This is a genomic window from Sodaliphilus sp. (assembly GCF_045598405.1).
In the GTDB taxonomy this organism is placed as follows: domain Bacteria; phylum Bacteroidota; class Bacteroidia; order Bacteroidales; family Muribaculaceae; genus Sodaliphilus; species Sodaliphilus limicaballi.
Genome location: NZ_JAZLLZ010000184.1, coordinates 1 through 13,614, shown reverse-complemented (window position 1 = coordinate 13,614; position 13,614 = coordinate 1). Strand labels below are relative to the sequence as shown.

The following is a 13,614-nucleotide window of genomic DNA, read 5'->3' as shown; positions in this document are numbered from 1 at the left end:
TCCGGCAGGACAATACCTGAATAACCCCCACCGCCGAACGAAGTGGCGGTGGGGGAAGAAATGCAACACGCACCGCGTCCAGCAGGACGCTAATCGGAGCAAATAGGTGAGACTCAAATGGTTTCACATGCTAAAGTTGAGTAATCAATTTACTTATTTCAGAATTAATAGAACCCGCCTAAATATTTTATTATAAGGTGTTAGGCCCGGGCCTAACACCTTATTGTTTTTGCCCAGGAGCCATTCACTTGCGAGACTCTCCTTAAACTATTTATGACTTTGTCAGTCTAATCAATAAAACCTGCACAACATGCACATCCCACATTCAAAAACGAAGTGCGAAAATCTTTGCAGTGACACATAAAACCAACCACAGAAACAGACAAAAGGAAAAATAAACTCTGTGTCCTCTGTGCCTTCTATGTGGGAGAGCGGGAGAGCAGGAAACGATGTCACGGCGCAAGAACAACATGCGCATGACTAATCTTTTTAGTCAAAATCTTGTATATATCATTTATTAGCAGTAACTTTGCATCTTGATGAAGCGACTAATTCTCATATTATTTTGCACTCTTGCGATGGGTAGCAGTGAGGCATGGGCAATGCCCGATGTCGCCACCACTGTACAACGAGTAGAAAGCACTGCTACTGCAACAGGCGGAGTGGGCCACATCACATTTGCCACAACAGGCAGTGATGCCGTGTTCCACATCTACTCCATCACAGGGCAGCTGCTCAAGACCGTGCGCCTCAATGCCGATGCCCACACCACCATCGAAATGCCCAAGGGCTTCTATGTGGTGAAGTGCAGCAGCCAGTGGTCACGCAAAGTGATAGTGAGATAATTAACAGCCAGGACACCCGATTCTTGGCTTTTTATTTACTTGCACGCTGATATACATGAGTCAAGATCATGATACTATGTGAACTATTCCCCTACGCATCGGTCGTGTATGATATCTTCATGGTATTGTACACCCTCACCATTGTGGGAACACTGGTCATTATCTTGAGCGAGAACCGCAACCCGGTGAAGTCGCTGGGGTGGGCCACTATCCTCGTGCTCCTGCCCATGGTGGGCATCTTGCTGTACCTGCTCTTCGGCAGGCGACTCAAGCACCGCCACATGATATCGCGCAAAAAACTGCGCAGGCTGCGCACCAACAACAAACTTGCCGAGGAATCGCCCGTGCAACTGTTCAGCGAGGGCAACAAGCAGCAAGCACACCTGGCCGAAGAACTCACCGAGACACCCATCTACAAGGGCAACAACGTGGACGTCTTCACCGATGGCAAGAGCAAGTTTGAATCACTCATGAACGACATCGCCCAGGCACGGCACTTCATACACCTGCAATACTACATCATTGAGAACGACAACACAGGACGGCGGTTGAGCGAACTGCTCATCGCCAAGGCCAAGGAAGGCGTGAACGTGAGAATCCTCTATGACCACGTGGGGTCCTACACCATCAATGCAGCATTCTTCAAGCACCTGCGCGATAACGGCGTGGAGGCATCGCCATTCCTCAAGATTACCCTCACGTCAATCTTCAACCGACTCAACTGGCGCAACCACCGCAAGATTGTGGTCATCGACGGCAAAGTGGGCTACATAGGAGGCATGAACATTGCCGACCGCTATGTGACCGGAGACCGCAACAACAACCCGTGGCGCGACACGCACCTGCGCATCACTGGCCCCGCCGTGATAGGGTTGTTCAACACGTTTGCCATCGACTGGAACTACATGAACCGCAAACTCCTCACCATGTCGAGCGAGAACATCACCACCGCAGCGCCTGTGGAACACGGCGACGCAGTGCAGATTGTGGCCAGCGGCCCCACCGACTTGTGGAACGGAAACTCATTCGTCGTGCTACGGGCTATCATGCTGGCAAAGAAACGATTGTATATACAGACTCCCTATTTCCTGCCTAACGATGCCTTGCTCAAAGCGCTGCAAGTGGCAGCCCTGTCGGGGGTAGATGTGAAGGTGATGATTCCGCGCCGCACCGACTCGGTTATCCTGCGCCATGCCTCGGGCAGCTACATCAAGGAATGCCTGCTTGCCGGCATCAAGATATACCTCTACGACGACGCCATGCTGCACTCCAAGGTAGTGATTGTCGATGACGACTTCGTCACCGCCGGGTCGTCCAACTTTGACTTCCGCAGCTTTGAGCACAACTTCGAATGCAACGCACTGGTTTACAGCAACACGTTCAACCGCCGCATGCTCGACATCTTCTTGCAAGACCAGCATCACAGCACACGCCTCATCCTCTCCCACTGGCGCCGCCGTCCCGTCACCATCAAAGCCTTCGAATCACTAGCCCGCCTCCTCGCCCCCATCCTGTAGAAGAAAGTCAAAGATTTATTCTTGCACTATTCGAAAAAAATCGTAACTTTGCATTTATATCGTTTAAGATACAATTATTATGGGCACATACATCAATAAAGGTAATCTTGCTTTCAAGAAAATTCTCAGGAGCAAATATGTTGACAAGACAAGTTTCATCGCAACAGTCAACTCTACCATTGACACTGAGGACCAGTATATCTGTGCAACACGCTGCCGCAGGTTCGGAAAATCCATGATGGCTAAGACATTATGTGCTTATTATGACAAGTCTTGTAACTCGCGCGAATTATTTAAGGGTCTTGCTATCGAGAAAGACCCCACGTTTGAAGAACATCTTAACAAGTATAACGTACTCTATCTAGATATCACATCCTTCACAACTCAACCAGAATATCACGGACACATAGTAAAGAGTATTCAAAAAGAACTTATTGAAGAAATCCAACTAGAGTTTCCTGACGTGAAATACAAGGAAGGTGCCGATCTCATGGGGTGTTTACAATCCATTTTCAATCAAACTGGCCAACGTTTCTACTTTATCATCGACGAATGGGATGCCATGTGTCGAGAGTTTCCCGAAAGGCGCAAGTATAAAGGTTCCCCTCTAGAAGTGGCCCCCACCGAGATGGACGAGTATGTCATGCTGTTGCGCCGCCTTTTCAAATCGCAAAGTTCTGACGAGGTTTTCGTGGGTGCATACCTCACGGGCATTCTTCCCATGGTTAAGTATAACACCGAGTCGGCCCTAAACAACTTCCGTGAGTACTCAATGGTCAAGCCACGCAATGCTGCGGCAAGTTTCGGTTTCACCAGCAATGAAGTAAAAGTCCTGTGCGAGAAATGTAACGAAATAACCTTTGACGATCTGGTTACATGGTATGACGGTTACAAGATAGGTAATGAACAGTCAATCTTCAATCCTAACTCAGTGATGAACGCCATCAATGCCGGTGAATGCAGCAGTTTTTGGGCTGCAACCGGTTCCTACGACAGAATGGCTTCGTATATCGACATGAATTTTGATGGGCTTAAGGATGATATCATCAATATGCTGGCAGGAGGGCGATGCATCGTGAATCCCACAGGATTTGTTAACGACATGTCGGTCATTAACACCAAAGATGATGTCTTTACTGTTCTCATCCATCTAGGGTATCTTGCCTATGATGCTGCTGAACACGAATGCTATATCCCCAACAAAGAAATAGCAGGCGAGATAATAAACGCAGTCCAAGCCAACAACTGGCAAGAAGTCATTAACACGATTAAGTTATCCAAGGAATTAGTCAATGCCACCCTCACAGGCGACGCTCTCAAGGTAGCAAGTATCATCGATGTTGCTCACGATGAAAACACTAGTATTCTCTCTTACAACGACGAGAACTCGCTCTCTTGCGTTATTTCTATCGCTTACATCTATGCTAAGAATGACTACATCGTTCATCGCGAACTGCCTTCGGGCAAAGGATTTGCCGATCTTGTGTTCATTCCCCGCAAGCATGTTAATCTTCCAGCAATGGTTGTTGAGTTGAAATATGACAAAGATGCCTACGCAGCAATAGAACAAATACGTCGCAAGGAATACCAAGGTAAAGTGCTGGAATATACTAACAATCTCTTGCTCGTGGGTATCAACTACAACAAAGACACAAAGAAACATACCTGCCTCATTGAGAAATACTAATTCAACTTTAGCTTTTACATAAATTAGTATCATTCATTTTAAAAGGTAACTATTCAGCAATGGAACTCCCCGCGCGGATCTCACTGAACTCACTGATTTTTTCATTGATAATTATTGTTGTCCGGTAAAAAAAGAAAATATTTTTATTTTGATTTTTATGCTTCGCTTAGAAAATAGCTTGCTCTGCAAGCAAAATGGAATTACATCACAGATAGTGTATTATCATTTTGAGGACAGAGTCCTCTATTTTAAGGGAGGTTCGCTGGTCGCAGACCTGCGGGCTGCCGGTGGGGAGTGTGAAGTGTGACAAAATCGCGGTTGAAGACCGCTACCTCGAAACGTGCAAGGTTGCGGTCTTCAACCACAGTATAGTGTGTCGCGTTTACCCTGCCCTGCCTTCGCATGCGCTCTGTTAGGACAGGGTTATGTGCAGAACCAAGGTTCTGCGTGTCGGCTTTCAGCCTCTCTTTGCCCTATGCTTTGTGCGAGAGAAAGTTTTTCATTAGGTCTGGGCAGGGACTCTGCAAAATTCTATTGCTGAATAGTTACTTTTAAAGGCAAAAGTTGGATAATATATTTCTAATTTAAGTTTCGGATGTTAAAACCATTTCAGTATCACCATTTTGTTCCGATTAGCGTCCTGCTGGACGCGGTGCTTCTTGCATTTCTTTCCCCCACCGCCACTACGTTCGGCGGTGGGGGTTATTCAGATATTGTCCTTCCGGACAACAAATTAGCAACAATTACATAAACAAGCGAAACTTGAATAAACTTACATTTTCGAGCTCAAATCCCTAAGATTACCTACCATCAAAAGAACCGTCCCTTTGATGGTCATGTCCTTCCGGACAACAAATTAGCAACAATTACATAAACAAGCGAAACTTGAATAAACTTACATTTTCGAGCTCAAATTCCCAAGATTACCTACCATCAAAAGAACCGTCCCTTTGATGGTCCCTTTGATGGTGCTACCGGGGGTGGCTATTATTTCAGTGCTTGGGGTGGGTGGGGCAGTGGTGCTTGTCGCAGTTGCTGCAGCCGCAGCTGCATGGGCCTCCGTTGGTTTTGGGCTTCTTGAACAGGCGCATGAGTACCCACACTAGGGCTATTGCCACGATGAAGAGGGCGATGATGGTTTGTATCATAATGACTGGATGAAAGTTGCTGATTGATAGAAAATGAACGAAACAAGCCAAGCCATGCCGGTGGTGTAGATGATTTCAAAGATCATCCACTTGGTTCCCGCCTCTCGCCTGATTGCCGCTAGGGCAGCGATGCAGGGGAAGTAGAGCAACACGAAGAGCATGAACGAGTAAGCCACAATGGGGGTGAACTGCTTGTTGCCCTGCTCGTCGGTTGCCGTTTGCAGTTTGGCTTTGAGTGTCGATGAGTCTTCATCGGCATGCTCGCCGGTGTAGAGCACTCCCATGGTAGAGACCACGATTTCCTTGGCAGCGGCACCTGTGAGCATGCTCACGCCCATCTGCCAGTTAAATCCAAGTGGTTCTACAACGGGTTCGATGGCTTTGCCCATGCGTCCCATGAACGAGTTCTCCACCTGCTCCTGCTGGGTCATTCCCTCGTGACGGGGGAAGTAGCCCAACGCCCACACGATGATGGACGCGGCAAGGATGACAGTACCCATCTTGCGCAGGTATTGCGACCCCTTGCTCCACATGTGCAGGGTGGCGTTGCGTGCGGTGGGCATGCGGTAGGGCGGCAGTTCCATGACAAACTGGGTGTGATCGTGCTTGAGCAGTGTCTTGCTCAATAGTATAGCACTGAAGGCTGCCATTGCGATGCCCACAAGATATAGGCTCATGAGTATTACGCCCTGGTTGGTCGCGAAGAAAGCCGAGACGAGCAGCAGGTAAACCGGGAGTCGCGCCGAGCACGACATGAACGGCACGGTGAGGATGGTGATGATGCGGTCGCGGCGGTTCTCGAGCGTGCGGGTGCCCATGATGGCCGGCACGCTGCACCCGAAGCCTATGAGGTAGGGGATAAACGACTTGCCGTGCAGCCCTATGCGGTGCATGATGCGGTCCACGATAAACGCAGCGCGTGCCATGTAACCGCTGTCCTCGAGCAACGAGATGAAGAAGAACAGGATGAGGATGTTGGGCAAGAACACCAGCACGCCGCCCACACCGGCTATTATGCCATCGACCACGAGGTCACGCAGGGTGCCCTCGGGCATGAGTGTTGCTATCCAGTTGCCAAACCATGCCACGCCCTGGTCAATCCACTCTTGCGGATAGGCGCCCACGGTGAAGGTGGTCTGGAACACGAACCACATGAGCAGGAACAGCACTGGTAGGCCCAGCCATCGGTTGGTGAGCACCACGTCGAGTGCATAGCCCAGCTTGGACTTGTCGCTCAGGGGATTGGGTGTGAGCACCTCGGCCAGCGCTCCGCGCACAAAACCATATTTGAGGTCGCTAACCACGCTCACGATGTCGTCGTTATACTCGCGCTCGATGTCGGCACGCAGTTGTGTGGCTCGGTCGATAGCGGCATGTGCCTGCTCCTCGGTGCGTCCCAGGTGCAGTTCTTGCTGTGCGTGCGAGTCGTTTTCAAGGACTTTGAGCAAGGTGTAGCGGTTGAGGCCGGGTGCCATTGCTTCGAGAGAAAGGAGTGCTTTCTCGATGGAGTCGCCATAGTTGACGTTCTTGTGCACTGTCTTGTGCTCGCTGTTGTCGATGGCATGCATCACTGCCCCAAGCACCTTGTCCACACCCTTGCCGTTGCGGGCAGTGATGGGGATGACGGTGGCTCCGAGCAGGCGGCTCAGGGCATCGATGTCGAGCGTGTCGCCGCTGCGCTCAAACTCGTCCCACATGTTGAGTGCAATCACTATGGGCACGTTCATGTCCATAATCTGCGTGGTGAGGTAGAGGTTGCGCTCCAGGTTGCCGGCATCGACGATGTTGAGAATGGCATCGGGGTGGTTGTCGCGCATGAAGGTGCGCACATACATTTCCTCGGGCGAATACTCGGTGAGGGAGTAAGTGCCTGGCAAGTCCACGAGTTCGACGTTACGGCCGTCGATGTTGAAGCTGCCGGTCTTGCTATCTACTGTCACGCCGCCATAGTTGCCCACCTTCTCCTTTGCTCCGGTGACAAAGTTGAACAGCGATGTCTTGCCGCAGTTGGGGTTGCCCACGAGGGCCACCCGCAGCACGTTGTCGGCCAGCGGATCCATTTCATCGACAAGCGTGTCGGTGGTGCCATTGTAAGGGTTATCACCGATTTCCTCGGCCAGGTCACACACCTCGACTTGTGCAGCCTCGCTGTGGCGGAGCGAGATGTGCGAGCCCAGAATCATGTACTCCACCGGGTCGCGCAAGGGGGCGTTTTTGAGCACGGTCACCTCGGCTCCTTTCACGAAGCCCATCTCCAGCAGTCGCTGGCGAAATGCTCCCGAGCCGTGCACCTTGACCACGCGCACCACAGCGCCTATTTGTTCATTATCTAGATGTCTCATTATAGTGTCTTCTTTTCAATGTGCAAAGTTAATGTATATTCATTATAAAACATATACCTATTACTAGGTATTTTTCCAAATTTCCCTCGGGTGACCCCTCGGGCACGGTGGCTTGCTTGGTTAACGAGCATGAAAAAGTACTGATTTATCACATTTATCGACTTTATCACGCTTATCACATTAATCATGTTTATCACTTTTATCACCAAATTATCAGGTTGATCACTTTTATCACTTTTTTACGCGAGTTTTGGACCAAAAAACAGGTCCAAAACAGAAGTGCCTGAAAAGTTGTGAAACAAGAAAATGTCGCAATATCACGCTACGGTGCAAAAATAAGCCGTGCTCGGCATAATCACACCATCAACCGAGAAAGTCATTTCTTGCTTTCACGCTTGTATATTTAATTGATTATTTTACAAATTCACTGTTACGCGCATGAGAGCGGCTACCTTGTTGTCGCTATTGTGGATGTAGTGAACGGCTGGCTGTAGGCTAATGTGCTCGTTCAGTTCATAGCGGCAAGTTATTTCGGTGGCCCACTCGTTGAAGTCGGCGAAACTGGCTACATCGCTGTAGATGCCCGCCTGCACTTTGTCTTTATGCCACATTGCCCCCACGCCTGCAAAGTCGCTGCACAAGGAGTTCTTGTCAAAGGCGTGTGAGTAACCTGCAATAAGACTCACACTTGGAGTGATGTGCTGCTCTGCGTAGGTCCATGCCGTTGTGCGTGCTTTGCGTCGGTCGAGATCATAAAGTTTGCCGTAGTGCATGGCTGTTCCTGCAAAATAGTCGCCATTAGAGCCGTGATACTCGCCTTGGAGCATTGTGAGCACACCGTCGCTGCCTGGGCACACGCGGAACACATTGTCGCTGCCCGAGAATCGGTGATGCCCTGTGCCGTTATACACCGAAGTTTGTACTGCCCATAGCTTTGCTTCGTGCCTGTAATGTAGTCCCATTGCCGCATCGGGGAAGGTTGCCACTGGATAGTTGCAGCTCAGGGTGGGATAGATGCCGCAGCTGGCGTTGGTGAACAAACCGGTCACGTCGCTAGTGAAGTAGTCCTCGTCAACGCGGCGTATTCCGGCAAAGATGCTATTGCTTTCGTTAATCGACCATGTGACACCTGCCACGGCAATGGCCAGAGGCATGTTGTCGGCCTCGATGTTAGAGAATCCCTGTATATCGTTGATGATGTGTTCGCAGGTTTTGACTGTACTTATTGTGGCCAGGTTCAAGGTGACAGATTTGCTCGCCTTGTGGTCAAGCGTGAGGTGCAGCAGGTTCACAAAGTTGTAGTTGCTCTGAAAGTCGGTTTGCAGTTCGCCTGTGTATTCAAGAGTGGCCGTCTGGCCTGATGCAGCGGCAATGCCGCATGCAATCGCTGTAATTAATAAGAAAGAACGATTCATAGATAAAAATGTTTTATAGATTGCAGATTGTTGTTTTCGGGGTGCAAAGTTATAGAGATAAACCAGCCCAAACAATACGCAAAAGTGTGGAATTGCGGTAGTGGTATTTGCTGCCCGCTCACTACTTGTTGCTATATCATTACCTTAAAACAATTATTTGCAAATGGTGTTATGATTTGATAATACTTATAATGTGGTATTTCCTGTTAGGGAAAAATGATGTAACTTTGCAGATGAAAAAAGTAGCAGAATATGAAAAGGATGAAACTATATGAGGCTGATGACAAGATGATAGACCTCATCAGCGACAATTACAGCATGTTGCAGGGGTTGAGTTCCTTTGGCATCCGCTTGGGTTTTGGCGACAAGACAGTCGATGAGGTGTGCAGTGAGCAAGGTGTTGACTGCTACACATTCCTTGTGGTTGTTAACTTCCTGATCAACGGTTATGCCCCCAAGGAGACCGACGAACGCATCTCGGTGAAGACGCTCGTGGGCTACCTGCAAGCTTCGCACCGTTTTTTTCTTGACTATCAGCTGCCCTCTATCCGCAAGAAGCTGGAGGAGGCACTCTCGCAGGGCGACAACATGGCTGTGCTCATACTGCGTCTCTATGACGAGTATGCTCACGACATCCAGCTCCACATGAAATATGAGGAGAAGACGCTCTTCCCCTATGTCAAAGCGTTGTTGCAGGGCGAGCAGCGGCCCAACTACAACGTGGAGATTTATTCAAAGCACCACAATGACATCACAGGCAAGTTCCACGAGCTCAAGAGCATCATTATCAAGTATCTGCCCCAGGACGGCTTGACCAACAACCAGCTCACGGCTGCCATTTACGACATTTACAGCAACGAGGAGTGGCTGAGCAATCACAGCAACGTGGAGGACGTGCTTTTCGTGCCTGCTATCCGACTGCTGGAACAGAAAGTGAAGAGCGACGACGTCTCGGCACGCATCTCCAGCATGATCAATAGCGTGGAGGGAACCGAGTCAATCTCCGACCGTGAGAAGGAAATCATCGTGTGCCTAGTCCAAGGCATGTCGAATAAAGAAATCGCTGCACAACTTTTCATCTCGGTCAACACCGTCATCACGCATCGACGCAACATCTCACGCAAACTCCAGATCCACTCTCTCGCAGGTCTCACAATCTATGCCATTGCAAATAACTTGATAGACAAGCGATGCTTTATGAAGTGAGTAATATAGCGATTTTGTGACTGAAATTTGGCAGATTTTGAGGATATGAGTAATTTTGTGCCCGAAATTTAGCAAGTAATGGCATTTATAGATAATGTATCGCGGTTGTTAAAAGCTCTGGCACGTCCTGTTAAGGCCGAGCCGGTGTTTTTCGTGTTGACAATTTTAATGATGATACAGCAGCCCATCGAGTGGCTGTGCTATGAGAACGATGATGTGTTGCTGCAAATCCTGTTCTTCCTGCAAGGCGTTGTAGTGGAAGCGGGCGTGGCATACATCGCCACAAGCATCGTTTTCCTGTGCCGCAGCAAGTGGGTGAAGGCGCTCTTGTATGCCTTCTTTTTCATGCTCATGGTGGTGACGCTATTCCTGGAGATGAATTTCAAGATGAACATCTCGCAGCAAACACTCACGGTGATGTGCGAGACTAACCCCAAGGAAACCGGCGAGTTTTTCGACACCTATTTGTTGAGCACCGATAGCCTGTGGACCTATGGCATCGACCTTGCTGCGATAGCCATCATCATCTTGTGTGAATGGAAACGCAAGGCCATAAAGCGATTGATGAAACGCTACTTGTTCAGGAGTGGCGTGTGGGACACTGTGGTGGGTTCAATCGCTGGTGCGGCAATGCTATATGCCGTCGTGTGCCAAGTGTTCCTCTTGCTCTGCGGCAACACCGAGAAGCAGTATGCATGGAGCCGTCTGTTCCCTCATGACTCCATGGACATGTATATACAGACACTGCATGGAATCAACTCTCTGCGATGCAGCGCCTATGACCAGCAACGTGCCATTGATGTGGCTCGTGAGGTGTATAAAACCCACTCGGCTGTTGCCTATGAGGATCCCCTCACTGTGATCTACATCCTGGGCGAGAGCTACAACAAGCACCACGCGTCGATTTATGGCTATACATTGCCCACAACTCCCAACATGATGAAGGAGAAGGAGGCAGGCAACCTGTATGTGTTCAACGATGTGATTTCGCATGAGAACTATACTTCTACGACCGAGAAGAACACATTCAGCCTCAATAGCATAGGCGATGGCGAGAGTTGGTTTGACTTTCCCAGTTTCGTCACCGTGTTCAAGCACAGCGGCTACGACGTGTGGATGTGGGACATGCAGCGCACTTTCATGGCAAAGCGCCTCTACACCATCACCGTTAACGATTTCCTGTATAACGACGACATGATGAGGTTGTCTTATACCAAGTGCAACGAGAAGAGTTTTGGCTATGACGGCGGGCTTGTAGATAATTTCTTCAAAGAGAAACTCACCGCAAAGCATAATCTTGTAGTGCTTCACTTCATAGGGCAGCACGTGGCCTACAAGCAGCGTTGCCCCAAGGGTTGCGCCAAGTTCAAGGCCGAGGATATCGTGCGTGACGAGCCCTATGCGGGAAACAACGTGCGCAAGGTGATTGCCGAGTATGATAACGCAATTCACTATAATGACGCTGTGATGAAGCAGATATTTGACCACTTCCGCAATGAGAACGCCGTCCTGGTTTATACCAGCGACCACGGCGAAGAAGTCTATGACTATCGAGCATACAGTGGCCGCAAGGTTTCACATTCGCCCACGTCCATGGAGATGAAATACCAGAATCAGGTACCGTTTGTGGTGTGGTGTTCCGATACTTATAAGGAGAAACACCCCGACATTGTCAGGAACATTGAGCAATCGCTCGACCGCAAGAGCATGACCGACGTGGTGGGGCACATGCTGCTTGCGCTGGGCGGGGTGAAATCGCCTTATTACAATCCCCGGCATGACATCACCAGTCCTGAATACAAGCCTAGCACACGCAAGGTCTATGGCAGAGCCGTCTATGACGACGTGATGGAAGCATCGCTGGGTAAATGATGTGTCATAGTGCGACCCCGTTGGGGGGGGGGGACGCTGTGCAGGGGTGATGTATGCCCGCAGGTCGGTGGACCTGCGGTTAACAAATGTAATGACCTCGTTGAGGTCTCAGTGTTACTTGCGATACTAGAATAATTTTATCAAAAAAATCTATTGTTGTCCGGTAAAAAAAGAAAATATTTTATCATAAAAATTTCGGCTGAATTCGGATAATTTCTTTCAGTTATTAGAGTGAGATCTGTGCGGGGAATTTTCCCGAAAAATCTATTGCAGATAAGTAACTGTGCCATGGAAAATGTAAAATTTGTCGCAAATTTTACAAAGTATATTTCAAAACACATTCTAAGAAAAAAGCGATAAACTGTTACGTAATTGGTTGAAAACAGAAAAAAACTGGTTTGTAAATCTGCAAATAGTGCAAATTTAGCAATTTTTTTAAAGTTTTTACGCAAACGCACCATGGGGTGTTTTTTCAGCATATAATTTTGCGGTGTGATTTTCAAAACGCGAATTATTTATACTTAAAAATTTGATAAGATGAAAAAGTTAATTTTATTTCTCCTATTGGTGATGGGATTACAGATGCATGCTCAGACTGAATACAATGGTTTTTATCTTGAGGAGCATGAGAACTCTAAGTTGTTATATGCTGCATATAGCTACAAAGTACTGGATAATGATATGACTGCTGTTATGATTGAGGTTAAGGTTCACACCACTGGTTGGAATCTCGGTGACTGGGACCAGCCAGGTGGTATGCTGAAGTTACGTCGTCTTTATGGTGACCAGATGACATATATGGAACCTAACGATTTAAATACAGATGGTGATGATCGAACTTATTATTTAGTTGAGCAGGATGGTCCTAATGGAGCATATCATTCATTCTGTGATATATGGGAAACTACTGATGATATGGAAACAATTAAGAATACTTTAACCAAGTATTATGTGGTTGGTACAAATAAAGGCCAAAAAGAACATTCTTGCACGATAGTGGTCGGTTGGCATGGTGGTGTTCCTACCGGTGTTAACGACCTGCAAGTGCAGGCTGTGGATGTGGATGAGACCGTCTATGACCTCATGGGCCGCAAGGTCACAGCCCCTGTGAGTGGCTCTATCTACATCAAGAACCACAAGAAATTTATCCAACGATAAAAAGTTTTTTTTAGATTACATTGCACGGGCGATGCCACACACCAGTGGTATCGCCTTTTTTCTCTCGCAGAAGGAATAGATACTATTGATGCGATAGATACTATTGATGAGTAACTATTCACCAATGGAACTCCCCGCGCGGATCTCACTGATCTCACTGATTTTTTTCATTGAAAATATATATATTGTGGATTTTTTAGACCCCAGGGAGGTCGTAACTTTGGTTAACCGCTGGTCGCAGACCTGCGGGCTGCCGGCGGGGGGTGTGAAGTGTGACAAAATTGCGGTCTTCAACCGCAGTACAGTGTATCGCGTTTACCCTGCCCTGCCTTCGCTTGCGCTCAGTTAGGACAGGGTTATGTGCAGAACTGCGTTCTGCGTGTCGGCTTCCAGCCTCTCATTACAAAATCATGTGTGAGTGAGA

General features: G+C 48.5%; 10 protein-coding genes. 7 read left to right on the top strand and 3 right to left on the bottom strand.

The features are described from left to right. Positions 1 to 539: 539 nt before the first annotated feature. The 3 genes from ACKI3C_RS12190 (at position 540) to ACKI3C_RS12180 (ending at position 4,049) form a co-directional block, all read left to right on the top strand. The gene (locus ACKI3C_RS12190) at positions 540 to 845 is read left to right on the top strand and encodes a T9SS type A sorting domain-containing protein (RefSeq protein WP_407405444.1); all 306 of its coding nucleotides are present in this window, start codon (positions 540 to 542) and stop codon (positions 843 to 845) included. Positions 846 to 913: 68 nt separating this feature from the next. Continuing rightward, positions 914 to 2,362: a cardiolipin synthase gene (cls, locus tag ACKI3C_RS12185; protein ID WP_407405442.1), complete on the top strand. Its 1,449-nt coding sequence runs from the start codon at positions 914 to 916 to the stop codon at positions 2,360 to 2,362. Between the two features lie 79 nt (positions 2,363 to 2,441). After that, positions 2,442 to 4,049 carry an AAA family ATPase gene (locus ACKI3C_RS12180; RefSeq protein WP_407405440.1) on the top strand — a complete coding sequence of 536 codons (1,608 nt, stop codon included), beginning with the start codon at positions 2,442 to 2,444 and terminating at the stop codon, positions 4,047 to 4,049. Between the two features lie 992 nt (positions 4,050 to 5,041). On the opposite strand, the gene ACKI3C_RS12175 is transcribed toward ACKI3C_RS12180, so the two are convergent. From ACKI3C_RS12175 to ACKI3C_RS12165, 3 genes are all read right to left on the bottom strand, one after another. After that, positions 5,042 to 5,197 carry a FeoB-associated Cys-rich membrane protein gene (locus tag ACKI3C_RS12175; protein WP_407405438.1) on the bottom strand — a complete coding sequence of 52 codons (156 nt, stop codon included), beginning with the start codon at positions 5,195 to 5,197 and terminating at the stop codon, positions 5,042 to 5,044. Next, the gene (gene feoB, locus ACKI3C_RS12170; protein WP_407405436.1) at positions 5,194 to 7,539 is read right to left on the bottom strand and encodes a ferrous iron transport protein B; all 2,346 of its coding nucleotides are present in this window, start codon (positions 7,537 to 7,539) and stop codon (positions 5,194 to 5,196) included. Before feoB ends, ACKI3C_RS12175 begins: the two co-directional genes overlap by 4 nt. 416 nt (positions 7,540 to 7,955) lie before the next feature. Then, a complete protein-coding gene (locus ACKI3C_RS12165) occupies positions 7,956 to 8,954 on the bottom strand; it encodes a hypothetical protein (protein WP_407405434.1) in 999 nt (332 codons plus the stop codon). 252 nt (positions 8,955 to 9,206) lie between these two features. Between ACKI3C_RS12165 and ACKI3C_RS12160 the strand changes: the two genes are divergently transcribed. From ACKI3C_RS12160 to ACKI3C_RS12145, 4 genes are all read left to right on the top strand, one after another. Then, a complete protein-coding gene (locus ACKI3C_RS12160; RefSeq protein ID WP_407405432.1) occupies positions 9,207 to 10,160 on the top strand; it encodes a LuxR C-terminal-related transcriptional regulator in 954 nt (317 codons plus the stop codon). A 78-nt stretch (positions 10,161 to 10,238) separates the two neighbouring features. Beyond that, the gene (locus tag ACKI3C_RS12155; protein ID WP_407405430.1) at positions 10,239 to 12,032 is read left to right on the top strand and encodes a phosphoethanolamine transferase; all 1,794 of its coding nucleotides are present in this window, start codon (positions 10,239 to 10,241) and stop codon (positions 12,030 to 12,032) included. 537 nt (positions 12,033 to 12,569) lie between these two features. Further along, positions 12,570 to 13,190 (top strand): hypothetical protein, encoded by a 621-nt coding sequence (locus ACKI3C_RS12150; RefSeq protein ID WP_407405428.1) that lies wholly within the window; start codon positions 12,570 to 12,572, stop codon positions 13,188 to 13,190. A 187-nt stretch (positions 13,191 to 13,377) separates the two neighbouring features. Next, the gene (locus ACKI3C_RS12145; RefSeq protein ID WP_407405426.1) at positions 13,378 to 13,539 is read left to right on the top strand and encodes a hypothetical protein; all 162 of its coding nucleotides are present in this window, start codon (positions 13,378 to 13,380) and stop codon (positions 13,537 to 13,539) included. Positions 13,540 to 13,614: the final 75 nt, after the last annotated feature.